21 protein-coding genes and 1 riboswitch are annotated in these 21,897 nt (G+C 69.9%); of the genes, 14 read left to right on the top strand and 7 right to left on the bottom strand.

Translation table 11 applies throughout. The annotated features are described in order from the left end of the window. The first annotated feature begins 143 nt into the window (after nucleotides 1-143). Together ACT541_RS05555 and ACT541_RS05550 are read left to right on the top strand one after the other, a co-directional pair. Entirely contained in the window at nucleotides 144-719 is a 576-nt protein-coding gene (locus tag ACT541_RS05555) for a S24 family peptidase (RefSeq protein ID WP_476134924.1), read from the top strand. A 176-nt stretch (nucleotides 720-895) separates the two neighbouring features. Further along, complete coding sequence (locus ACT541_RS05550) at nucleotides 896-1,597, top strand: thermonuclease family protein (RefSeq protein WP_476134922.1); 702 nt, start codon at nucleotides 896-898, stop codon at nucleotides 1,595-1,597. Nucleotides 1,598-1,637: 40 nt separating this feature from the next. Here ACT541_RS05550 and ACT541_RS05545 read toward each other — a convergent pair whose 3' ends face one another. Continuing rightward, a complete protein-coding gene (locus ACT541_RS05545; protein ID WP_476134921.1) occupies nucleotides 1,638-3,287 on the bottom strand; it encodes a lysine--tRNA ligase in 1,650 nt (549 codons plus the stop codon). Between the two features lie 168 nt (nucleotides 3,288-3,455). On the opposite strand from ACT541_RS05545, the gene ACT541_RS05540 reads away from it, so the two are divergent. Continuing rightward, nucleotides 3,456-3,869, top strand: a complete 414-nt coding sequence (locus ACT541_RS05540) for a tellurite resistance TerB family protein (protein WP_476134919.1) — start codon at nucleotides 3,456-3,458, stop codon at nucleotides 3,867-3,869. Here ACT541_RS05540 and ACT541_RS05535 read toward each other — a convergent pair whose 3' ends face one another. Continuing rightward, complete coding sequence (locus ACT541_RS05535) at nucleotides 3,870-4,520, bottom strand: response regulator transcription factor (RefSeq protein WP_476134917.1); 651 nt, start codon at nucleotides 4,518-4,520, stop codon at nucleotides 3,870-3,872. Then, complete coding sequence (locus tag ACT541_RS05530) at nucleotides 4,517-6,508, bottom strand: sensor histidine kinase (RefSeq protein ID WP_476134916.1); 1,992 nt, start codon at nucleotides 6,506-6,508, stop codon at nucleotides 4,517-4,519. The genes ACT541_RS05535 and ACT541_RS05530 overlap by 4 nt, the downstream gene beginning before the upstream one ends. A gap of 147 nt (nucleotides 6,509-6,655) precedes the next feature. On the opposite strand from ACT541_RS05530, the gene ACT541_RS05525 reads away from it, so the two are divergent. The 4 genes from ACT541_RS05525 to ACT541_RS05510 all read left to right on the top strand — a co-directional run bounded on the left by ACT541_RS05525 (nucleotide 6,656) and on the right by ACT541_RS05510 (nucleotide 10,291). Beyond that, nucleotides 6,656-7,642: a TRAP transporter substrate-binding protein gene (locus ACT541_RS05525; RefSeq protein ID WP_476134914.1), complete on the top strand. Its 987-nt coding sequence runs from the start codon at nucleotides 6,656-6,658 to the stop codon at nucleotides 7,640-7,642. Nucleotides 7,643-7,742: 100 nt separating this feature from the next. Further along, complete coding sequence (locus ACT541_RS05520) at nucleotides 7,743-8,354, top strand: TRAP transporter small permease (protein ID WP_476134913.1); 612 nt, start codon at nucleotides 7,743-7,745, stop codon at nucleotides 8,352-8,354. Then, a complete protein-coding gene (locus tag ACT541_RS05515; protein ID WP_476134912.1) occupies nucleotides 8,351-9,676 on the top strand; it encodes a TRAP transporter large permease in 1,326 nt (441 codons plus the stop codon). Before ACT541_RS05520 ends, ACT541_RS05515 begins: the two co-directional genes overlap by 4 nt. Nucleotides 9,677-9,808: 132 nt before the next feature. Then, complete coding sequence (locus ACT541_RS05510; protein WP_476134911.1) at nucleotides 9,809-10,291, top strand: GNAT family acetyltransferase; 483 nt, start codon at nucleotides 9,809-9,811, stop codon at nucleotides 10,289-10,291. 10 nt (nucleotides 10,292-10,301) lie between these two features. Here the strand turns inward: ACT541_RS05510 and ACT541_RS05505 are convergent, their stop codons facing one another. From ACT541_RS05505 to ACT541_RS05495, 3 genes are all read right to left on the bottom strand, one after another. Beyond that, the gene (locus ACT541_RS05505) at nucleotides 10,302-11,300 is read right to left on the bottom strand and encodes a TerC family protein (RefSeq protein ID WP_476134909.1); all 999 of its coding nucleotides are present in this window, start codon (nucleotides 11,298-11,300) and stop codon (nucleotides 10,302-10,304) included. Between the two features lie 152 nt (nucleotides 11,301-11,452). After that, on the bottom strand, nucleotides 11,453-12,130 hold the full coding sequence (locus ACT541_RS05500) for a DUF2076 domain-containing protein (RefSeq protein WP_476134908.1): 678 nt from the start codon (nucleotides 12,128-12,130) through the stop codon (nucleotides 11,453-11,455). 150 nt (nucleotides 12,131-12,280) lie between these two features. Further along, the gene (locus ACT541_RS05495) at nucleotides 12,281-13,390 is read right to left on the bottom strand and encodes a 2'-deoxycytidine 5'-triphosphate deaminase (protein WP_476134906.1); all 1,110 of its coding nucleotides are present in this window, start codon (nucleotides 13,388-13,390) and stop codon (nucleotides 12,281-12,283) included. Between the two features lie 153 nt (nucleotides 13,391-13,543). After that, a riboswitch (SAM riboswitch) is annotated at nucleotides 13,544-13,623 on the top strand. A gap of 72 nt (nucleotides 13,624-13,695) precedes the next feature. Here ACT541_RS05495 and ACT541_RS05490 point away from each other — a divergent pair. Continuing rightward, on the top strand, nucleotides 13,696-14,895 hold the full coding sequence (locus ACT541_RS05490; RefSeq protein WP_476134905.1) for an O-succinylhomoserine sulfhydrylase: 1,200 nt from the start codon (nucleotides 13,696-13,698) through the stop codon (nucleotides 14,893-14,895). 95 nt (nucleotides 14,896-14,990) lie between these two features. Further along, complete coding sequence (gene apaG / locus ACT541_RS05485) at nucleotides 14,991-15,383, top strand: Co2+/Mg2+ efflux protein ApaG (RefSeq protein WP_476134903.1); 393 nt, start codon at nucleotides 14,991-14,993, stop codon at nucleotides 15,381-15,383. A gap of 141 nt (nucleotides 15,384-15,524) precedes the next feature. Here the strand turns inward: apaG and ACT541_RS05480 are convergent, their stop codons facing one another. Next, complete coding sequence (locus tag ACT541_RS05480; protein WP_476134901.1) at nucleotides 15,525-16,556, bottom strand: glucokinase; 1,032 nt, start codon at nucleotides 16,554-16,556, stop codon at nucleotides 15,525-15,527. A gap of 223 nt (nucleotides 16,557-16,779) precedes the next feature. Between ACT541_RS05480 and ACT541_RS05475 the strand changes: the two genes are divergently transcribed. The 5 genes from ACT541_RS05475 (at nucleotide 16,780) to ACT541_RS05455 (ending at nucleotide 21,891) form a co-directional block, all read left to right on the top strand. Further along, nucleotides 16,780-17,772 (top strand): BMP family lipoprotein, encoded by a 993-nt coding sequence (locus tag ACT541_RS05475; RefSeq protein WP_476136041.1) that lies wholly within the window; start codon nucleotides 16,780-16,782, stop codon nucleotides 17,770-17,772. A 61-nt stretch (nucleotides 17,773-17,833) separates the two neighbouring features. Continuing rightward, a complete protein-coding gene (locus tag ACT541_RS05470) occupies nucleotides 17,834-19,366 on the top strand; it encodes an ABC transporter ATP-binding protein (protein ID WP_476134900.1) in 1,533 nt (510 codons plus the stop codon). After that, nucleotides 19,363-20,472: an ABC transporter permease gene (locus tag ACT541_RS05465; RefSeq protein ID WP_476134898.1), complete on the top strand. Its 1,110-nt coding sequence runs from the start codon at nucleotides 19,363-19,365 to the stop codon at nucleotides 20,470-20,472. The genes ACT541_RS05470 and ACT541_RS05465 overlap by 4 nt, the downstream gene beginning before the upstream one ends. Further along, entirely contained in the window at nucleotides 20,469-21,455 is a 987-nt protein-coding gene (locus ACT541_RS05460) for an ABC transporter permease (protein WP_476134896.1), read from the top strand. The genes ACT541_RS05465 and ACT541_RS05460 overlap by 4 nt, the downstream gene beginning before the upstream one ends. A gap of 13 nt (nucleotides 21,456-21,468) precedes the next feature. Further along, nucleotides 21,469-21,891, top strand: a complete 423-nt coding sequence (locus ACT541_RS05455; protein ID WP_476134895.1) for a cytidine deaminase — start codon at nucleotides 21,469-21,471, stop codon at nucleotides 21,889-21,891. Nucleotides 21,892-21,897 lie beyond the last annotated feature (6 nt).

Genomic DNA, 21,897 nt, shown 5'->3' with positions numbered 1-21,897 from the left:
TCGCCGCCGCAAGTCGCGACATCCGAAGGGAACCGGGAGGAGATTCAACCAGCGATTGATTACTCACTATCGGCGGAGCCTGCGAATCGGTCAATGATGGCGCTCCCGTTCGGTGCGCGGTGGAAAACGAGGCGGAGAGACCGATGGAACGGTCCAGGACCAGACACGAACGGCTTTGGGCGGCGATCGACGCGATCGCCGCGCGCCATGGTCTGAGCCCGTCGGGGCTCGCCCGGCGCGCCGGCCTCGATGCCACCGCCTTCAACCGCTCCAAGCGCTTCACCGCCGACGGACGACCGCGCTGGCCCTCGACCGAGTCGATCGCCAAGATCCTGACGGCGACGGGTTCGCCGCTGTGGGAGTTGGTCCACCTGATCGACGGCGAGACGATCCGGCCGGACGAGGCCGCCGGCTTCAGTGAGGAGGCGGGGCCGATGCTCGCGACCGAGCCCCTCGGCCGTTCGGCGCTGCGCGTCGCCGACGACGCCATGCTGCCGCTCTACCGGGCGGGCGACGTGCTGATCGTCTCCGACGGCGAACCGATCCGCCCGGGCGATCGCGTCGTGCTGCGGATCGATCGCGGCCCGCCGGTCGCCCGCGTCTTCGCCGGCCACGCCGAGGACGGTCTCGCCTTCGCTCCGATCGTCGGCGGCGACGCCGAGGTGCTCGCCGCCGGCCGCATCGCCGGCCTCGCCCGCATCCTGTGGGCGAGCCAATGAGGGGGGCCCTCGCGATGCTCAGCGCTATCGGAGCCTCGCGGAGGCCCTTCATCCTGAGGTGCGAGCGAAGCGAGCCTCGAAGGGCGAAGGGCCGAGAGGCACGGCCCGTCGAGCCTTCGCCCTTCGAGGCCCTCCCTTCGGTCGGGCACCTCAGGGTGAAGGCGAACGGTGGTCGCGTGACATCGATCACCATCCCGGCCATCCGTCCGCTCGCCCTCCTCGTCCTCCTCGCCGCAACGCTCCCAGTCTCGGCGGGCGAGGTGCGGATCATCGGCGGGCCGGGGATCTCGCCGCCGCCGCGTTTCGACGCGCCGCCGCAACGCATCGAGCTGCCGAAGAAGCCGAAGCCACCGCCGGGCGCGCCGGTCGATCGGCGGCTCGGGCCGGTGGTGGTGGAGAGCGCCGAGGAGCTGCGGGTCGGCGGCATCCGGGTGCACCTCGCCGGCGTCGCGGCGCTGCCGCTCGACGAGACCTGCACCGACGCCGTCGGCGCGCGCTGGGCCTGCGGCCGACGGGCGCTGCTGGCGCTGCGGCTTCTCGTGCGGATGAAGGCGGTCGTCTGCCCGATCCCGCCGGAGGCACGGTCGGGGAGCTTCGAGGCGTCGTGCCGCTTCCTCGCCGGCGGCGACGTGGCGGAGCGTTTCGTGGCGAGCGGCTGGGCGCGGGCGGGCGACGACGGTCGCTTCGCCGAGGCGGAGAAACAGGCGCGCGAGGCCGGCCTCGGCATCTGGGGCTCGGCGCCGCCGCCGGCGGCGACGCCGGTCTACGAATGGCGCGGCGGCGTGCCGCCCGATCCGACGAGTGCGCCGCTCGCCGAAGGCCGCGACGAAACGACGACGCCGGCCGCCCCGCCCCGCGGAACGACCGGCGCCGAATGAGAGCGCAACCGGCGGCACGAAGCCTCCGCCGGATCCGACGTCACGCCTCGAGCGTGCCGGCGAGCGCCTTGGCGATCAGGGCGCGGGTCTCGGCGATGCCGTAGAGCGCGACGAAGGAGCCGAAGCGCGGGCCCTTCTCCTGACCGAGCAGGATCTGGTAGAGGCCGGCGAAGAAGTTCAGCGACACGCCGGGTCCGCCGTCCGGGCCCTTCTTGGCCGGGTCGGGGAAGTGGGCGCGGCCGACGTCGAACACCGCCGTCTGGATCACGTCGGCTTCCGCCTCCGCCGGCAGCGCCGCGAGTGCGGCGTCCAGCGCCGCCAGAGCGCCGCGCTCGGCGTCGTCGGGGGTGCGGAAGACCTTGGTCGGCTTCACGAAGTCGTGGAAGTAGCGGATCGCGTAGCCGACCAGACGGTCGAGTTCCGGCGCGTTCTCGGGCGTGACGTCGGGCGCGGTACGCTTGATGAAGCCCCACAGCACGTCGCGATCCTCGGCGTTGGAGGCCGAGACCAGATTCATCAGCATCGAGAAGGACGCCGGCATGTGCTTCCTCGGCGGCTCGCCCGAATGGATGTGCCACACCGGGTTGGAGAGCTTCTGATCGATCGTCTGGCGGTCGAAGGCGTCGAGGAACTGGTAGTACTCGTCGACGTTGCGCGGGATGACGTCGAAATAGAGCTTCTTCGCCGCCTTCGGCTCGCGGAACATGAAGAGCGACAGGCTCTCCGGCGAGGCATAGGTCAGCCACTCGTCGATCGTCAGGCCGTTGCCCTTGGACTTGGAGATCTTCTGGCCCTGGTCGTCGAGGAAGAGCTCGTAGTTGAAGCCTTCCGGCGGACGGCCGCCGAGCACGCGACAGATCTTGCCCGAGGTCTTGACGTTGTCGATGTGGTCCTTGCCGGACATTTCGTAGTCGACGTCGAGGGCGGCCCAACGCAGCGCCCAGTCGGGCTTCCACTGCGCCTTGCAGCCGCCCGACAGGATCGAGGTCTCGTACTTCTTGCCGGTGTCGGGGTCGGTCCAGACGATGGTACCCTTCGAGGCGTCGCGCTCGTCGATCGGCACCTGCATGACGACGCCGGTCTCGGGATGGACGGGCAGGAAGGGCGCGTAGGTCTTCTGCCGCTCCTCGCGCAGCGTCGGCAGCATGATCGCCATGACCTCGTCGTAACGGGCGAGCATGACCATCAGCTTCTCGTCGAGAACGCCGCGGGCGTAGTAGTCGGAGGCCGAGGCGAACTCGTAGTCGAAGCCGAAGGCGTCGAGGAAGCGCCGCAGCATGGCGTTGTTGTGGTGGCCGAAGGACTCGTGCGTGCCGAAGGGATCGGGCACCACGGTCAGCGGCTTGCCGAGATTGGCGTGGAGCAGCGCCTGGTTCGGCATGTTGTCGGGCACCTTGCGCATGCCGTCCATGTCGTCGGAGAACGACAGGAGCTTGGTCGGCACCTGGTTCTGCGTCAGGACATGGAAGGCATGGCGCACCATGGTGGTGCGGGCGACCTCGCCGAAGGTGCCGATGTGCGGCAGGCCCGAGGGGCCGTAACCGGTCTCGAAGAGGACTTCTTTCTTCGGATGTTTCTCGAGCCGGGCGACGATCTTCCGCGCTTCCTCGAAGGGCCACGCCTTGGTCTTGGCGGCGGCGGCGAGAAGCTCGGGGGAAAGGTCGGTCGCGCGCGGGGGCCGAGCGGTCATCTGTCATCCTCTTCGGGGGGGTGGAAAGGCGGAAAGCCTCGCGAAAACGAGGGCGGACACTAGACCCCGCGACCGGGAGCGTCAACGACGACGCCGCTTCGCCTTGAATCCGCTCGTCTCGCACCCTAGCTTGCGGCGAACCCCAGACGCACGAGCGCCGGAGACCCCATGCCGAAGACCTTTTCCGCCCACGAAGCCCTCATCCACCTGATGGTGACGGTCTCCATGGCCGACCGCACCATGAGCGAGAGCGAGATCGGCGAGATCGGTCTACTGGTCGAGACGCTGCCGGCCTTCGAGGGCTTCGACCGCGCCCGCCTCGGCGACATCGCCGCCGAGACCGCCAAGATCCTGGAGTCCTCCGAAGGCCTCGTCCACATCATCGAGCGCGCCAAGGCGGCGCTGCCCGACAAGCTGCTCGAGACCGCCTACGCCCTCGCCGTCGAGGTCGCCGCGGTCGATCTGGTGGCGGGACAGGAAGAGCTGCGCTTCCTCGAGATGGTCCGCGACGCCTTCGATCTCGACCCGCTGGTCACCGCCGCGATCGAGCGTTCGGCGCGGGTGCGCTATCGGAGGATGTGATCACCCCTCGTCACGGCGCATCGCGGCGAGGAGACCGGCGAGCTCGACCGCCGAGCGCACGGAGAACTTCTCCAATATGCGTGCGCGATGCACTTCGACGGTGCGCATGGCGATGCCGAGATCGTCGGCGATCTGCTTGTTGAGCTGACCGCGCAGCATCAGGTCCATGACCTCGCGCTCGCGGCCCGACAGGGTGGCGAGGCGGCGTTCGACCTCGCGGGCAGCGGAGACGGCGCCGTGGCGGCGGCGTTCGAGGTCGAGCGCCTGGCCGACGCGATCGACCAGATCCTCGGCCTCGAAGGGCTTCTCGACGAAGTCGACGGCGCCCTTCTTCAGCGCGTGCACCGCCACCGGCACGTCGCCGTGGCCGGTCAGCACGATCACCGGCAGGTGCGAACCCATCTCCTCCAGCCGGTCGAGCACCTCGAGCCCCGACATGCCGCCCAGCCGCACGTCGAGCAGGACGCAGCCGCGCAGCCCCCCCGTGGCCATGCCTTCGAGGAAGGTCTCGCCGCTCTCCCAGGCGGCGACCTCGAAGCCGCGCATGCGGAACAGCCAGACGAGCGAATCGCGCACCGCCGGGTCGTCGTCGACGACGTGCACGGCGGAGGCCGTCGAAGGCGTGCGGGTCTGGTCGGCGGTCTCGCTCATCGGGGGGCCTCGTCCGCCTCGGCGGGCAGCGTGATCGAGAACACCGTACCCCCTCCCTCGCGCGGCGCAAACTCCAGGCGGCCGCGGTGGAGTTCGACGATCGAGCGGCAGATCGCCAGCCCCATGCCCATGCCCTCCGGCTTGGTCGAGAAGAAGGGCGAGAAGAGCTTCTCGGCCACCTCCGGCGCGATGCCGCCACCGCGATCGGCGACGGTGACGAGGACCGTGTCGCCGTCGGCGCCGGCGTGGCGCTCGGCCTCGACCTCGAGCCGGCGGGTGGCGGGCTCGGCCTGGGCCATCGCCTCCATGCCGTTGCGCATCAGGTTGAGCAGCACCTGTTCCATCAGGATGCGGTCGGCACGCACGGCGAGCGGGCCGTCGGGCAGCGCCGTGACGATCTCGACCTTCTGCTTGCGCGCGTCGGGGGCGACGAAGGCGGCGAGCGAGGCGACCAGTTCGGCGAGGTCGATACGGGCGAAGGCCGGTTCCCGCTTGCGCACGAAGTCGTGGACGCGCCGGATCACCGCGCCGGCGCGTCGCGCCTGGGCGTCGAGCTTCTCCAGCGGCGCCACCAGTTCCTCGCGCGGCTGGCCGGTGCGCAGGATGTGCAGGCAGCCCGAGGCATAGGAGGCGATGGCGGCGAGCGGCTGGTTGAGCTCGTGGGAGATGGTCGAGGCCATCTCGCCGAGCGAGATCAGGCGGCCGGTGCGGGTCAGCTTCTCGGCCTGCAGGCGCTCGCGTTCCTCGACGCGCTTGGCCTCGGAGATGTCGATGATCGAGCCCATCCAGCCGCGATGGACGCCGGAGGCGTCGATCAGCGGCGCCTCGTAGACCTGGACGTCGAAGACCTCGCCGTCGCGGCGGCGGAAGCGGGTCTCGAAGGAGATCGCATCGAGCGCGCCGCGACCGAGCGCGCGATGGCGCTCCAGCGTCTCGTCGACGAGTTCGGGCAGCCAGTAGGGCTGCGGCGGCTCGTGGCCGACCAGTTCCGACGCGTCCCATCCGACCATCCGGCAGAAGGCCGGATTGACGTAGATGATGCGCTCCTCGAGGTCGCGGGCGCGCATGCCGACGGTCAGGCTGTCCTCCATGGCGCGACGCAGGGCGAGCGCCTCGCCGAGGCTGTGCTCGGCGGCCTGACGGCGGCGATAGTGCAGCATCAGGCCGAAGAGCGAGACCACCGCCGCGGCCGCCAGTCCGATGACGCCGGCGCCGAGCAGGTTGCGCAGGAAGGTCGAGCCGCCGCCGTGGGCGATCAGCACCAGCTGCACGCCGGGCAGCGGCGGGTCGAAGGAGAGGCCGTGGCGGGCGGCACCGCGCTCGGTCTTCATCGCCGTCTTGCGGGCGAGCGCCGTGCCGTCGCGGTCGACCAGCGAGACCTGGTTGTGCTGCGAGATCCACCAGGGCACGTGCAGCGCCAACAGCCGGTCGAGATGGACGTGGGCGGTCAGCCGACCGATGCGGACGTCGTGGTCGAAGACCGGCACGGTCAGGTCGGCGATGCCGCCGGCCGGGCCGTGGCGCGGTTCGGCGAAGCCGCGCAGCAGGCCGGCGGTGCGCGCGTCGCTGGTCATCGGCGGCGCGTCGGGCGGCACCGCGACGCGGACGGCACCGAGATCGTCGCGCCATTCGACCTCGCCGATCTCGGGATGCGTCGCAATCAGGGTGCGCAGACGGGCGGCGACCACGTCCTCGTTCGGCCGCGCCGCGCCCATGTCGATGCCGATGCGCTCCAGCGCGTCGCGGGCGGCGTCGAGCTGGAAGCGCAGCGCCTGCTCGACCCACAGCGCGTCGCGGATCAGCGCCTCGCCGGCATCCTCGCGCTCGCGCCGGTCGGCGACCCAGACGAGGGCGGCGAGGAGGGCGACGATCAGCGCGACGACGACCAGCGGCGCGGTCTCGACGAACAGGTCGCGACGGCGCCGCACCGCACCGGCGGGTCGATCGACGGCGCTCGGTGGCGCGGGAGAGAGCGTCTCGTCGGTCAAACCGGGCCTCGAACGAAAGTCGTGCGGCGAGAGGTCCGCGCGCGCATTGCGGAAAACCACGATAGCCTCGCCCGGCTCCGTTGCACTACCTTCTCGGACGGAAGTCCCACGCAGAGGGGACGGCAAGGAACATCAGGGAGAGAGACAATGAAGCGTTTCGCCATCGCGCTGGCTTTCGTCGCGCTCGTCGCGGCACCGGTCAAGGCCGAAGACATCGTCATCAAGTTCAGCCACGTCGTGGCGCCCAACACGCCCAAGGGCAAGGGCGCCGACCGCTTCAAGGAACTCGCCGAGAAATACACCGCCGGCAAGGTGAAGGTCGAGGTCTATCCGAACTCCCAGCTCTACAAGGACAAGGAAGAGCTCGAGGCGTTGCAGCTCGGCGCCGTCCAGATGCTCGCGCCCTCGCTCGCCAAGTTCGGCCCGCTCGGCGTCAAGGAGTTCGAGGCCTTCGACCTGCCCTACATCCTGCCCGACCGCGCCGGACTCCGGAAGGTGACCGAAGGCCCGATCGGCAAGAAGCTGCTCTCCCTGCTGGAGCCCAAGGGCATCACCGGGCTGGCCTACTGGGACAACGGCTTCAAGATCATGAGCGCCAACAAGCCGCTCAGGATGCCCGACGACTTCCTCGGCCTGAAGATGCGCATCCAGTCGTCGAAGGTGCTCGAGGCGCAGATGAAGGCGCTCGGCGCGCTGCCGCAGGTCATGGCCTTCTCGGAGGTCTATCAGGCGCTGCAGACCGGCGTCGTCGACGGCACCGAGAACCCGCCCTCGAACATGTACACCCAGAAGATGAACGAGGTGCAGAAGTTCGCGACGCTCTCCAACCACGGCTATCTCGGCTATGCGGTGATCGTGAACAAGAAGTTCTGGGACGGCCTGCCGACGGAGACCCGCGGCCAGCTCGAGAAGGCGCTGGCGGAGGCCACCACCTACGCCAACGACATCGCCGAGAAGGAGAACGCCGACGCGATCGCGGCGATGAAGGCGGCCGGCAAGACCGAGTTCATCACGCTCACGGCGGAGCAGACCAAGGCCTGGCGCGCCGCGCTGAAGCCGGTGTGGGACGAGATGGGCAGCCGCATCGGCAAGGATCTGATCGTCGAGATGGCCAAGACCTCCGGCGCTCAGTGATCCCCGGCGGGCGGCCGCGCGCGGTCGCCCCCTCCCCTTTCCTCCAGGCGTCGAGCACGCGTCCCCGCGGCGCGATCGCGGCGACGCATTCGAGGCCGCCATGCTCCGACTTCTCGACCGTCTGGAGGAGGCGATCATCGCCTTCCTCATCGCCGCCGCCACCACCATCGTCTTCGTCGCGGTGGTCCATCGCTACGGCTTGTCCTCGGCCGCCAAACTGCTCGGCCTCGCCAACGCGATGGAGTGGACCACGCTCGCCGGTGCGATCCGCTCGATCTACAAGTGGATGGCCGGGTTCAGTCTGACCTGGGCACAGGAACTGTGCATCTACATGTTCGTGTGGATGGCGAAGTTCGGTGCCGCATACGGCGTGCGCACCGGCATCCACGTCGGTGTCGACGTGCTGATCAACGGCCTCGGGGCGCGCGCCCGCACCGCCTTCATCCTGTTCGGCCTCTTCTGCGGCGCGCTCTTCACCGGCATCGTCGGCGCGCTCGGCGCGCGCTTCGTCACGGAGATGTATGCGACCGGCCAGACCTCGGCCGATCTCGAGATCCCGATGTGGATCGTCTATCTCTGCGTGCCGCTCGGCTCGTGGCTGATGAGCTTCCGCTTTCTCCAGGTCGCGGTCTCGTTCTGGATGACCGGCGCCCTGCCCAAGCACGACCACGGCCACGTCGCCGGCCTCGAGGACGAAGGAGCCGCGGCATGAGCGCCCTCATCATCTTCGCCCTGCTGATCGCCCTGTTCCTGACCGGCATGCCGATCTCGATCGCGCTCGGCCTCACGGTGCTGACCTTCCTCTTCACCATGACGACGGTGCCGATCGAGAGCGTCGCGCTGAAGCTCTTCACCGGCATCGAGAAGTTCGAGATCATGGCGATCCCGTTCTTCATCCTGGCCGGCAACTTCCTCACCCACGGCGGCGTGGCGCGACGCATGATCCGCTTCGCCTCGTCGATGGTCGGCCATTGGCACGGCGGCCTCGGTCTCGCCGGCGTCATGGCCTGCGCCCTCTTCGCCGCGGTCTCCGGCTCGTCGCCGGCGACCGTGGTGGCGATCGGCTCGATCCTCCTGCCGGCGATGGTCAAGCAGGGCTTCCCCAAGCGCTTCGGCGCCGGTGTCATCACCACCTCGGGCGCCCTCGGCATCCTGATCCCGCCGTCGATCGTCATGGTGATGTATGCGGTGGCGACCTCGGGGCAGCTGGCGATCGGGCCGAACGGCGAGACCGTGACCTCGGCCTCGGTCGGTCAACTGTTCATCGCCGGCGTCATCCCCGGCCTGATGCTGGCCACCCTGCTCGGTCTCACCACCTGGTATCGGGCGTGGAAGAACGACTATCCGCGTCTGCCCAGAGCGACGTGGCGCGAACGGGGCAAGGCGCTCGGCGAGAGCTTCTGGGGCCTGTTCCTGATCGTCATCGTCATCGGCGGCATCTACACCGGCGTCTTCACGCCGACGGAGGCCGCCGCCATGAGCGCGGTCTATGCCTTCGTCATCGCCGTCTTCGTCTACAGGGACATGCGGATCCGCGACGTCGGCAAGGTGCTGCTCGACAGCGCCTCGATGTCGGCGATGCTGCTCTACATCATCACCAACGCCGTGCTGTTCTCCTTCCTCATGACGAGCGAGAACATCCCGCAGGCGATGGCGGGGTGGATGGTCGACCAGGGGCTCGGCTGGATCGGCTTCCTGCTCTTCGTCAACATCCTGCTGCTGCTCGCCGGCAACGTGATGGAGCCCTCGTCGATCGTGCTGATCATGGCGCCGATCCTGTTTCCGGTGGCGGTGCGACTGGGCATCGATCCGGTGCATTTCGGCATCCTGATCGTGGTCAACATGGAGGTCGGCATGTGCCATCCGCCGGTCGGCCTCAACCTCTACGTCGCCTCGGGCATCACCAAGATGGGCATCACCGAGCTGACGGTGGCGGTGTGGCCGTGGCTCCTGACCATGCTCGGCTTCCTCGTGGTGGTGACCTACTGGCCCGGTCTGTCGCTGTTCCTGCCGCGGATGCTCGGCATGATGTGAGCCCGCGGACGAGCGGACGAAACGGGAGGGGCCGGCGGCGACGCCGGCCCTTTCTCTTCACGGCACCGCGCCGTCATGGACGTGTCGCACGGCGCGGTATAGATCGGGCGCTTTCCGACGGGAGAGCCTCTCATGAGCGACGCCATCACCCTCGCCCCGATCACCGACGGCGACATCCCCGCCGTGGTCGACCTGTGGGCGCGTTGCGGTCTCATCAGGCCGTGGAACGATCCGATCGAGGACATCCGCATCGCCCGCGACAGCGGCCACGGCACGGTGGTCGTGGCGCGTGACGGGGAGATGATCGTCGGTGCCGTGATGATCGGTCACGACGGGCATCGCGGCGCGGTCTACTACCTCGCGGTCGACCCCGACCGGAGGCGCGGCGGCCTCGGCCGGCGGCTCGTCGGCGAGGCGGAGGCGTGGTGCCGGGCGCGCGGCGTGCCGAAGATCAATCTCCTGGTGCGCAAGGAGAATGCCGGCGTCCTCGCCTTCTACGAGGCGCTCGGTTTCGCCGACACCCATTCCGTCTGCCTCTACCGCACGCTCGATCCCGACAAGGTCGAGCGCGAGAAGGCGCAGAAGGCCGCCTGGGCGGCGAACCTTCCGCGCTGATCGGGACGTCTCACTCCTCGATCGTCGCCGCCGGGCGCCGCCGCGTCTCCCACAGGCTCCACACCACGCCGAGGCCGAGCAGGCCGATGGTGACGCCGAGCGACAGCGCGGCGGGCACCTTCTCGATGCCGGCGAGGTCGGCGCCGATCACCTTGGCGCCGATGAAGATCAGCACCAGCGCCAGCGCCGTCTTGAGGCGATGGAAGCGATCGAGCGTCGCGGCGAGCGCGAAATAGAGCGCGCGCAGGCCGAGGATGGCGAAGATGTTCGAGGTGTAGACGATGAACGGGTCGGTGGTGACGGCGAAGATCGCCGGCACGCTGTCGACGGCGAAGACGACGTCGGCGAGTTCGATCGCCACCAGCGCCAGGAACAGCGGCGTCACGTGCAGGCTCGGCCGTCCGCTCTTCTCGTGCGGTCGGCGCACGAAGAAGCGGCCGGGTTCGCCGTCGCGGGCGACGGGGAAGAGGCGGGAGACGAAACGGACGATCGGATCGTCGCCGAGATCGCGCTTCTCCTCGCCGACGAAGAGCATCTTCACGCCGGTGAAGAGCAGGAAGGCCGCGAAGAGCGTCAGGATCCAGGCGAATTCGGCGACCAGCGCCGCGCCGAGGCCGATCATCAGGCCGCGCAGCACGACGACGCCGACGATGCCCCAGAACAGCACGCGGTGGCGATGCTCCGGCGGTACGGCGAAATGGGCGAAGATCAGCGCGATGACGAAGATGTTGTCGAGCGCCAGCGCCTTCTCGAGGGCGAAGCCGGTCATGTAGGCGAGGCCCGTGTCGGCGCCGCGCCAGGCCCAGACGGCGACGCCGAAGGCGAGACCGAAGGCGATGTAGAAGGCGGAGAGGCGGACGCTCTCGGCGATGCCCATCGCCCGGTCGGAACGATCGTTCAGGCCGAGATCGAAGGCGAGGAGGCCGACGACGACGGCGAGGAAGCCGAGCCAGGCCCACAGCGGCGTGCCGAGCCAGAGCGTGAACAGCGGGGACGCGAATTCGAGCATGATCTCTCCTCCGGTCGGCTACGGGAGGAGAGATCCGACATCATGGACGCGCCGACGACGTCCACCAGAGGGGCCCGGATCGATGATGGAGACGGCGGGCGCGGACGTCCGCCGGATGCGTGGGCCGCGGGCGGAAAGGCCCGCGGCGAAACTCAGAACCAGCCCTCGTCGTCGCCGCCGGCATCGAAGCCGCCGTCGCCGTCGAAGAGACCGCCGCCGCTCGAGGCCGGGTCGGCACCCGGATCGACCGGCTGGCCGCGATCGCCGCCCTGGAAGACGTTGACGGTCTCGTTGATCACCGTGGTCGGCTGGTCGAAGAGGCCGGCACCACCGGTCGCGGCATGGGCGCCGGAACCGCCGAAGAGACCCTTGACCGCCTCGAAGGCGAAGAGACCACCGGCGACGCCGGCACCGGTGCGGAGCGCCGAGCTCCAGAAGCCGCCGCCCTGCGGCTGCGCCTGTTGGCCTGCATCCCACGGACCGGGCTGCGGGCCGCGGCCGCCCCAGGGGCCGCCCTGCGGAACGGGCGCCTGCGGCTGGGCCGGGGCGCCCCACGGGCCGCCGAAGAGACCGCCGCCCTGCGGGGCGGGGGCGCCCTGCGCATGCACGGCGTCGAGTTCCTGCTGCAGCGCCGCGGCTTGGGCCGCGGCGGCCTGGCGGGCGCGCTCGGTCACGACCAGCGCCTGGACGAGGCCGACGCCCGCCTGCGGATCGGCCTTCATCAGCGCCTCGACCAGCGCCTCGGCCTCCGCGTCGCGGGGCGCGTTCGCGCCGGTCGCCTTCAGGCGATCGAAGACGGAACGGATGATCTGGGATTCCTCGGGCGTCATGGACGTGATCCTCTCGCACCGCGCGGTCGCGGTCCCCGGGAGATGGGGAGCCGATCCGCGTCCGACAAGAGTTCGAACCATGAAGACGGCACGATCGTGACGATCGCCCGCCTCGGCGCCGTCGGGCGCCGAAATGCCCGGAGGGCGCCGTCAGGACCGGAAGTGCTTGGAGAGCTTCAGGCCCTGCGCCTGATAGTTCGACCCGGTCTCGCCGTAGAGCGCCTCGGGCCGCGCCCGCATGCGCTCGTAGACGAGGCGGCCGATGATCTGGCCGTGGTCGAGGATGAAGGGCACCTCGTGGCTGCGCACCTCGAGCACGGCGCGGGCACCGGCGCCGCCCGCTCCGGCATGGCCGAAGCCGGGATCGAAGAAGCCGGCGTAGTGGACGCGGAACTCGCCGACCAGCGGGTCGAAGGGCACCATCTCGGCGGCATAGTCCGGCGGCACGTGGACCGCCTCGCGCGAGACGAGGATGTAGAACTCGTCGGGATCGAGGATCAGCGAACGGCGGCCGCGGTTGTCGATCGGCTCCCAGAAGTCGAGCACGTCGAGACCGTTCTTGCGGTCGACGTCGACGACGCCGGTGTGCCGCTTGGCGCGATAGCCGACGAGATTGCCCTCGCCGCCGGCGAAGGGGGCACGGCCCTCGAGGTCGATCGACAGCGTCAGGCCGCCGTGGATCACCGCGTCGTCGCCGGAGACGATGGTCTCCTTCGCATGGACCGCCTCGAGCTCGGCGTCGGTGAGGCGGGCGTCGCCGCGGCGGAAGCGGATCTGCGACAGGCGCGAGCCGGCGCGGGCCAGGATCGGGAAGGTGCGCGGGCTGACCTCGAGGTAGAGCGGCCCCTCGTAGCCGGCCGGGATCGTGTCGAAGGCGCGGGCGCGATCGCAGATGACGCGGGTGAAGATGTCGAGCCGGCCGGTCGAGGACTTCGGGTTGGCCGAGGCCGAGACGTCGGCGGGAAGCTTCAGCGCCTCCATCAGCGGCACGATGTAGACGCAGCCGGTCTCGAGCACGGCGCCGTGCGTCAGGTCGATCTCGTGCAGACGCAGCGCCTCGACCTTGTCGTCGACCGACTGGTCGGGACCCGGCAGGAAGGAGGCGCGGACGCGGAAGGCGGTGCAGCCGAGCCGGAGGTCGAGGCTCGCCGGCTGGATCTGGTCGGCATCGAAGGCCCGTTCGGCGGTGACGCCGCCGGCCGCGGCGAGTGCCCGAATGTCCTGCACCGCGAGGATGCCCGCCCCTACTTCCGCACGCATGACGCCGACCCGATCCCCGGAAAACCTCGATCCAGCTTCCTAGCCGATCTGCCGGGCGGACGCCACAGGGGGCAAACACCGGGGCCCGCGTCGGCGCCCGCCTCCATCAGCATTTCCTGATTTGACGGGGCCGCGCGACGGGATTATGCACGACCCCGATACCGTGGTCATTTGAGCCGGCCGGCTTGCCGCCACGTAAAACAACGCGCTAAAAGGGTCGGGATGGGAAAAACCCGGACCGCACCCGTCGGCCGGGTTTTTGCGTTTCCGGGGCTCGTCCGCCGGAGACGGATCGGAGAGACACGATGACCGAAACGCCCCGCCGCCGCCGTCCCGCCACCGAACTCGTCCACGGCGGCGTGCTGCGCTCGCAGTATGCCGAGACCTCCGAGGCGCTGTTCCTGACGCAGGGCTTCGTCTACGCGAACGCGGAAGAGGCGGAAGCCCGCTTCCTCGGCACCTCGCCGGGCTACCAGTATTCGCGCTTCGGCAATCCGACCGTCTCGATGTTCGAAGACCGCATGGCCGCCTTCGAGGGCGCCGAGGCGGCCCGCGCCACCGCGACCGGCATGGCCGCGGTCACCGCCGCCATCCTCTGCCAGCTCTCGGCCGGCGACCACGTCGTCGCGGCGAAGGCGCTGTTCGGCTCGTGCCGCTACATCGTCGAGGACCTCTGTCCGCGCTTCGGCATCGGCTGCACCCTGGTCGACGGCTCCGACCTCGACCAGTGGAAGGACGCGGCGCGGCCGAACACCAAGGTGTTCTTCCTCGAGAGCCCGACCAACCCGACGCTCGAGATCTACGACATCGAGGCGATCGCGAAGATCGCCCATGCGGCCGGCGCCCGTCTGGTGGTGGACAACGTCTTCGCCACCGCGCTGTGGCAGTCTCCGCTGGCGCTCGGCGCCGACGTCGTCGTCTATTCGGCGACCAAGCACATCGACGGCCAGGGCCGCTGCCTCGGCGGCGTGGTGCTCGCCTCGAAGAAGTTCGTCGAGGACCATCTCCAGGTCTTCATCCGCCAGACCGGCCCGTCGCTGTCGCCCTTCAACGCCTGGGTGATGCTGAAGGGGCTGGAGACGCTCGCCGTTCGGGTCGAGAAGCAGACGGCCAATGCCGCCCGCCTCGCCGACGTGCTCGCGGACCTTCCCGGCATCGCCAAGGTGCTCTACCCGGGCCGCGCCGACCATCCCAACGCGGCGATCGCCGCGAAGCAGATGCGCGGCGGGTCGAATCTGATCGCCTTCGAGGTCGAGGGCGCCAAGAAGGGGGCCTTCGCCTTCTCCAACGCGCTGGAGATCATCCGCATCTCCAACAATCTCGGCGACGCCAAGAGCCTGATCACCCATCCGGCGACGACGACGCACCAGCGGCTGAAGCCCGAGGTGCGCGCCGAGCTCGGCATTTCCGACGGCCTTCTGCGCCTCTCGGTCGGTCTCGAGGACATCGAGGACCTGATCGAGGACGTGACGGCCGCCGTCGCGGTCGCCCGCAAGGCGATCTGACGAACACCCATGTGACGCCCCGAATTGCGCCCGGCTCGCAATTCGGCATGATGGCGGCGGCGACGGCGACGTCGCCGCGTGCCGGAGGCAAGAGAATGTACGAGGCCGTGACGCGGGACATCCGCGTGACCGTGACGCCCGAGTATCAGGCCGACAAGTCGGAACCGTCGGAGAACCGGTGGTTCTGGGCCTATACGGTCGAGATCGCCAATCTCGGCGCCGAGCCGGTCAGGCTGCGCGCGCGCCACTGGCGCATCGTCGACGCCAACGGCCGCATCCAGGAAGTCAACGGCCCCGGCGTCGTCGGCGAACAGCCGCTGATCGGTCCGGGCGAGCGCTTCGAATACACCTCGGGCTGCCCGCTGACCACGACGTCCGGCTTCATGACCGGCCATTACCGCATGGAAGCCGGTGCCGGCGTCTATTTCGACGTCGAGATCCCAGCCTTCTCGCTCGACCTGCCGCAGGCGACGCGCGTGCTCAACTGATGCCAAAGGCCGGAGGTGCTCACGCACCCGGCCTTTGAAGACACGCGAATTTCCCATGTGCATCGAGGCAATGCGAAACGCGCGTGCGGAATGCCATCGGTCATTTCCAATGCCCGATGGTATGAGGCCGCGCGAGGGCCGTCAGCGCCACAGTCGCCCGTCGAGGGCGACGGCGTGGCCGGCGGGATCGCGCGCGAAGGCGGCGAGGCCGACGAAGGCCGGCAGCGGATGCATCACCACCGAGGTGGCGAAGCCCGACATCAGCTCGCGATAGGGCCACTTGTCCTCGAAGGCGGCCCGGAAGCGGCCGTCGGCGAGGAGGGGGACGAGGCGCGGCGGCACGCCGCCGCCCAGAAAGACACCGCCGTAGGGCAACGACAGCAGGGCGAGATCGCCGGCGACGCGGCCGAGGGCCGCGGCGAAGAAGCCCATCGTCTCCACCGCCGCCGGCTCGCCCCGCGCCGCGGCGTCGGTGACGCCGGCCGGGTCGAGCTCGACCGGCGCCTCGCCGCGCAGCGCGCGAACCGCGCGGTGGACGCGGGTGAGACCGGGACCGGCGAGTACGGTCTCGACGCTCACCCGGCCGTCGCCACCGGCGGCGGTGAGGTCGTGCGACACCGTCTCGACGATCGCCGCCTCGCGGGCGCCGCGGGGCGCATAGTCGACGTGGCCACCCTCGCCGGGGACCGGCACCCAGACGCCGCGGGCATGGACCATCAGGCAGACGCCGATGCCCGTGCCCGAACCGATCACCGCCATGGTGGCGTCGGGGCGCGGCGTGCCGCCGCCGATCGGCGCGAGATCGTCGACACCGAGATGCGGCAGGGCGAGCGCCTGGGCCTCGAAGTCGTTGACCACCACCACCGCGTCGAGGCCGAAGCCGCGACGCAGGTCGTCGGGCCGGAGCACCCAGGGCGAGTTGGTGAAGGGGATGGCGTCACCCTCGATCGCCGCGGCGACCGCGAGAATCGCCGATCGCGGCGGCGCCGAGAGCTTCGGCAGGACGAAGCGCTCGATCGCCGCCATCGGATCGGGATGATCGGCGGTCGGTGTGCGGCCGAGATCGCGGAACGGCGCGCCGGGCGTCTCGACGACGGCGAATCGGGCGTTGGTTCCGCCGATGTCGGCGAGAAGGACGGGATGGGCGAAGGCGTCGAGGAGGGAGGCGTGCATGACGGATCCGGTGGTTCGGCGACCCGATGGTCGACCCTTCGGGCGCGCGACGCAAGAGGGCGGAGCCCGCCACCGCATCCCTCGGTGGACGATCCGCGAACCATACGAAAAACGAGGTGCGGTCGTCACGGGGCCGTGCCAATCTCGCCGGCGGCATGCCCTTCATGCGGCGGGGCCGGCACGCCGACGGCGGCGGCCCCCAGGCGAACGAGGTGACGAGATGTTGAAGACGACCCTCGCAGCGACCTTCGCGGTCGCGTTCTCGGCCGGTATCGCGGCTGCGGCCGACATCCAGCCCGCCGTGCTCTACGACCTCGGCGGCAAGTTCGACAAGTCGTTCAACGAGGCGGCCTACGCCGGCGCCGAGATGTTCAAGAAGGAGACCGGGGTCGACTATCGCGACTTCGAGATCCAGAACGACGCCCAGCGCGAACAGGCGCTGCGCAACTTCGCGCGCAAGGGCTTCTCGCCGATCGTCGCCATCGGCTTCACCCAGGCGACCGCTGTGGAGAAGGTCGCCAAGGAGTTCCCGAAGCTCCAGTTCGCGATCGTCGACATGGTCGTCGATCTGCCGAACGTGCGCTCGATCGTCTTCAAGGAGCAGGAAGGCTCCTGGCTGGTCGGCGTGCTGGCGGCCTCGGCCTCCAAGACCCACAAGCTCGGCTTCGTCGGCGGCATGGACATTCCGCTGATCCGCAAGTTCGCCTGCGGCTACGTCGGCGGCGCCAAGTCGATCGACCCGAAGATCGAGATCTTCCAGAACATGACCGGCACCACGGGCGCCGCCTGGAACGACCCGGTCAAGGGCAGCGAGCTCGCCAAGTCGCAGATCGATCGCGGCGCCGACGTGATCTATCACGCCGCCGGCGGTACCGGCCTCGGCGTGCTGCAGGCCGCCGCGGATGCCGGCAAGCTCGGCATCGGCGTCGATTCGAACCAGAACCATCTCCATCCCGGCAAGGTGCTGACCTCGATGACCAAGCGCGTCGACGTCGCCGTCTACGACGCCTTCAAGGCGGCGAAGACCGACGCCTGGAAGTCGGGCGTGACCGTGCTCGGCCTCAAGGAGAACGGCGTCGGCTGGTCGCTCGACGACCACAACAAGGGCCTGATCACGCCGGCGATGAAGGCCGCCGCCGACAAGGCGCGCGACGACATCCTGTCGGGCAAGGTGGTCGTCCACGACTACATGGCCGACAAGACCTGCCCCTATTGATCGGCACACGGCCGGGGGGCGACGTCCCTCGGCCGTCGCCCAGACCGGACGACAGGCCCCCATGAACGGTACCCGCCCGCCGGCCGTCGAATTCATCGGCATCGACAAGCGTTTCGGCGCGGTCCACGCCAATCGCGACGTCGATCTCGCGATCGAGGCCGGCACCGTCCACGGCCTCGTCGGCGAGAACGGCGCCGGCAAGTCGACACTGACCTCGATCCTCTACGGCTTCTATGCCGCCGACCGCGGCGAGATCCTGATCCACGGCCGGCGCGTCGACATCCGCAGCTCGGCCGACGCCATCCGGCTCGGCATCGGCATGGTCCATCAGCAGTTCATGCTGGTGGAGACGATGACCGTGCTCGAGAACGTGCTGCTCGGCGCGGAAGGCGCCTGGCTGATCGGCGCGGCGGAGAAGCGGGCGCGCGCGCTGCTCGCCCGTCTCGCCGCCGACTACGACCTCGCCGTCGATCCCGACGCGCTGGTCGGCGATCTGTCGGTGGGCGAACAGCAGCGGGTGGAGATCCTCAAGACGCTGTTCCGTGGCGCCGAGATCCTGATCCTCGACGAGCCGACCGCCGTGCTGACGCCGTCGGAGGCGACCCATCTCTTCCGCATCCTCCGCCGCCTCGTCGAGGAGGGGAAGACGGTCCTGCTCATCACCCACAAGCTCAAGGAGATCATGGCGGTGACCGACCGGGTGTCGGTGATGCGGGCCGGCGAGATCGTCGCCAACTTCGCCACCGCCGCGACCTCGATCGAACATCTCGCCGAGGCGATGGTCGGCAGGCGCGTGCTGCTGTCGGTCGACAAGGCACCGTCGGTGCCGGGCGCGCCGCGGCTCACGGTCGAGGCCCTCACGGTCACCGACGGGCGCGGCATCGCCGTCGTCGACGACGTCGGCCTGACGGTGCGCGCCGGCGAGATCGTCGGCATCGCCGGGGTCGCCGGCAACGGCCAGTCGGAGCTGCTGGAGACGATCGCCGGCATCCGCCATCCGACCCGCGGGCGCATCACCATCAACGGCGAGGACGCGACCGGGCTCCACCCGGACGAGATCCGCGCCCTCGGCCTCGCCCACGTGCCGGAGGACCGCCACCGCGCCGGCCTCGTGCTGTCGTTTCCGGCGCGCGAGAACATGCTGCTCGGCCATCAGGCCGATCCGGCCTTCGCGCGCGGGCTCCTCCTCGACATCGGCGAACTGACCCGCGAGACCGAGGAGGCCTTCGCCGACTACGACGTGCGGCCGGCCGATCCGACGCTGCGCACGGCGCTCTTCTCCGGTGGCAACCAGCAGAAGATCGTGGTGGCGCGCGAGGTGTTGCGCGACCCGTCGGTGCTGCTGGTCGGCCAGCCGACCCGGGGCGTCGACATCGGCGCGATCGAGGCGATCCATCGCCGGCTGATCGACCTGCGCGACCAGGGCCGGGCGATCCTTCTGGTCTCGGCCGAGCTCGACGAGATCCGGTCGCTCTCGGATCGGGTGATCGTCATGTGCCGCGGCCGGATCGTCGGCGAATGCCGGCCGGAGACGAGCGAGACGGCGATCGGCCTGATGATGGCCGGCGCCTCGGACGAGGAGGCGCGCCCGTGACACCTGCCACGCACCGCGACCTGCCGCGCTTCGTCGACTGGGTGGTCGTCCCCGCCCTCAACCTGACCGTCGCCTTCCTGGTCGCCGGCCTCGTCGTGCTGGCGATCGGCGAGAACCCGCTCGAGGCGATCGCGATCATGATCCGCGGCGCTCTCGGCTACCCGGAAGGCATCGGCTTCACGCTGTGGTACGCGACCGACTTCGTCTTCACCGGGCTCGCGGTCGCCGTCGCCTTCCATGCCGGGCTCTTCAACATCGGCGCCGAAGGACAGGCCACGCTCGGGGGCCTCGGCACCGTGCTCGTCTGCCTCGCCTTCGACGGGGCGCCGTGGTGGCTGGTCGCGCCCTTCGCGCTCGCCGCCGCCATGGCCTTCGGCGCCGCCTGGGCCTTCGTGCCGGCCTGGGCGCAGGCGCGGCGCGGCAGCCACATCGTCATCACCACCATCATGTTCAACTATCTGGCGGCGACGCTGATGGTGTGGCTGCTGGTCGAGGTGATGGGCAAGCCCGGCGCCATGAGCCCGGAATCGCGCTCCTTCTCCGAGCCGACGCGGCTGCCCTTCCTGCGCGATCTCGTCGCCCCCTTCGGCATCGATCTCGGTCAGTCGCCGCTCAATCCGATGGTCTTCGTGGCGGCACTCGCCGCCCTCTTCGTCTGGGTGCTGATCTGGCGGACGCGGCTCGGCTTCGAGATCCGCACCGTCGGCGCCAACCCGCGCGCCGCGGTCCACGGCGGCATCGACCCGGCTCATGTCACGATCGTCGCCATGCTGATCTCCGGCGGGCTCGCCGGTCTCCTCGCGGTCAACGAGGTGATGGGGACGCAGCATCGGCTGCTGATCGAATTCGTCGCCGGCGCCGGCTTCGTCGGCATCGCAGTCGCCTTGATGGGGCGGTCGCATCCGGTCGGCGTGGTGCTGGCGGCGCTGCTCTTCGGCATCCTCTACCAGGGCGGCGCCGAACTCGCCTTCGAGAAGCCGAAGATCAGCCGCGACATGATCGTCGTCATCCAGGCGCTGGTGATCCTCTTCGCCGGCGCGCTCGAACACATGTTCCGTCCGGCCCTCGTGCGGCTCTTCGCCGGTGGAAGGGAGCGCGCGCGATGACCGACGCCTTCGCCTTCCTCGACGTCGCCGCCCCGGTGCTCGGATCCGGCCTCCGCCTCGCGGTGCCGCTGCTCTTCGCCTGTCTCGCCGGCCTGTGGTCGGAGCGCTCGGGCGTCGTCGACATCGGCCTCGAGGGCAAGATGCTGGCGGCCGCCTTCGCCGGCGGTGCGGCGGCGGCGCAGTTCCATTCGCCCTGGGCGGGTCTTCTGGCTGCGATCCTCGCGGCGGTCTTCCTGTCGCTGGTGCACGGCTTCGCCGCCATCACCCAGCGCGGCAACCAGATCGTCTCCGGCACCGCCATCAACTTCCTCGCCGCCGGCCTCACCGTGCTGCTCGGACAGGTGTGGTACGGCGAGGGCGGACGCACGCCGCAGCTCGGCGCCGGCGACCGCTTCCTGGGCGTGGACCTCGACTTCGGCATTTCCCGCGCGCTCGGTCACGACGGGATCGGCGCGCTGTGGGGCGAGGTGATCGTCGGCCACAACATCCTCGTCTATGCCGCGCTCGCCGCGGTGCCGGCGACGTGGTGGGTGCTGTGGCGGACGCGCTTCGGACTTCGGCTCCGGGCGGTCGGCGACAATCCGCATGCGGTCGACACCGCCGGCGTCTCGGTCGCGGGCCTGCGCTATCGGGCGGTGATCGTCTGCGGCGTGCTCTGCGGCTTCGCCGGCGCCTATCTGGCGGTCGCCCAATCGGCCGGCTTCGTCCGCGACATGACCGCCGGCAAGGGCTTCATCGCACTCGCCGCCCTCGTCTTCGCCAAGTGGAAGCCGTTCAACGCGCTCGGTGCCTGCCTGCTCTTCGGGCTGCTCGACGCCGTCGCCATCCGCCTGCAGGGGACGCCGATCCCCGGGATCGGCACCGTCCCCGTCCAGGTCTTCCAGGCGCTGCCCTATGTCCTGACGGTGGTGCTGCTCGCCGGCTTCATCGGCCGCGCGATCCCGCCGAAGGCTTCGGGCATTCCCTATACCAAGGACCGTTGAGAGGAGACCTTTCATGTCCAAGGAAAAAGCCGCGCTCGACGCGCTGTTCGAAGCCGCCGCCGACGTGCGGGTGCGGGCGCATGCCCCCTATTCGAACTTCTTCGTCGGTGCCGCGATCCTCGACGAGGAGGGCCGCATCCATGTCGGCTGCAACGTCGAGAACGCCGCCTATCCGCAGGGCACCTGCGCCGAGGCCGGCGCGATCTCGGCGATGGTGGCGGCAGGGGGCGCGCGGCGCATCTTCGCCGTGGCGATCGTCGGCGGCCCCGCCGAAGGCGCCGAGGTGCAGTGTCCGCCCTGCGGCGGCTGCCGCCAGAAGATCCGCGAATTCGCCGCCGAGACCGCCTCGATCCACCTGCGCGACGGCGACGGCGAGGTGACGAGCATCCCGCTCGGCGAGCTGCTGCCGCTCTCCTTCGGCCCCGGCCACCTGTGAGGACCG

It is taken from the genome of Pinisolibacter sp. DMC100, from assembly GCF_056313705.1.
Note: the sequence above shows the minus strand (reverse complement) of the source record. Positions and strands in the feature narration are given on the sequence as shown.

Excerpts from the sequence above, each read along its gene's own strand:
- ACT541_RS05520 (WP_476134913.1), top strand. The coding sequence starts at position 7,743 with ATGCTCCGACTTCTCGACCGTCTGGAGGAGGCGATCATCGCCTTCCTC.
- ACT541_RS05510 (WP_476134911.1), top strand. The coding sequence starts at position 9,809 with ATGAGCGACGCCATCACCCTCGCCCCGATCACCGACGGCGACATCCCC.
- apaG (WP_476134903.1), top strand. The coding sequence starts at position 14,991 with ATGTACGAGGCCGTGACGCGGGACATCCGCGTGACCGTGACGCCCGAG.
- ACT541_RS05490 (WP_476134905.1), top strand. The coding sequence starts at position 13,696 with ATGACCGAAACGCCCCGCCGCCGCCGTCCCGCCACCGAACTCGTCCAC.
- ACT541_RS05545 (WP_476134921.1), bottom strand. The coding sequence starts at position 3,287 with ATGACCGCTCGGCCCCCGCGCGCGACCGACCTTTCCCCCGAGCTTCTC.
- ACT541_RS05505 (WP_476134909.1), bottom strand. The coding sequence starts at position 11,300 with ATGCTCGAATTCGCGTCCCCGCTGTTCACGCTCTGGCTCGGCACGCCG.
- ACT541_RS05455 (WP_476134895.1), top strand. The coding sequence starts at position 21,469 with ATGTCCAAGGAAAAAGCCGCGCTCGACGCGCTGTTCGAAGCCGCCGCC.
- ACT541_RS05460 (WP_476134896.1), top strand. The coding sequence starts at position 20,469 with ATGACCGACGCCTTCGCCTTCCTCGACGTCGCCGCCCCGGTGCTCGGA.
- ACT541_RS05535 (WP_476134917.1), bottom strand. The coding sequence starts at position 4,520 with ATGAGCGAGACCGCCGACCAGACCCGCACGCCTTCGACGGCCTCCGCC.
- ACT541_RS05555 (WP_476134924.1), top strand. The coding sequence starts at position 144 with ATGGAACGGTCCAGGACCAGACACGAACGGCTTTGGGCGGCGATCGAC.
- ACT541_RS05500 (WP_476134908.1), bottom strand. The coding sequence starts at position 12,130 with ATGACGCCCGAGGAATCCCAGATCATCCGTTCCGTCTTCGATCGCCTG.
- ACT541_RS05480 (WP_476134901.1), bottom strand. The coding sequence starts at position 16,556 with ATGCACGCCTCCCTCCTCGACGCCTTCGCCCATCCCGTCCTTCTCGCC.
- ACT541_RS05470 (WP_476134900.1), top strand. The coding sequence starts at position 17,834 with ATGAACGGTACCCGCCCGCCGGCCGTCGAATTCATCGGCATCGACAAG.
- ACT541_RS05515 (WP_476134912.1), top strand. The coding sequence starts at position 8,351 with ATGAGCGCCCTCATCATCTTCGCCCTGCTGATCGCCCTGTTCCTGACC.
- ACT541_RS05525 (WP_476134914.1), top strand. The coding sequence starts at position 6,656 with ATGAAGCGTTTCGCCATCGCGCTGGCTTTCGTCGCGCTCGTCGCGGCA.
- ACT541_RS05540 (WP_476134919.1), top strand. The coding sequence starts at position 3,456 with ATGCCGAAGACCTTTTCCGCCCACGAAGCCCTCATCCACCTGATGGTG.
- ACT541_RS05495 (WP_476134906.1), bottom strand. The coding sequence starts at position 13,390 with ATGCGTGCGGAAGTAGGGGCGGGCATCCTCGCGGTGCAGGACATTCGG.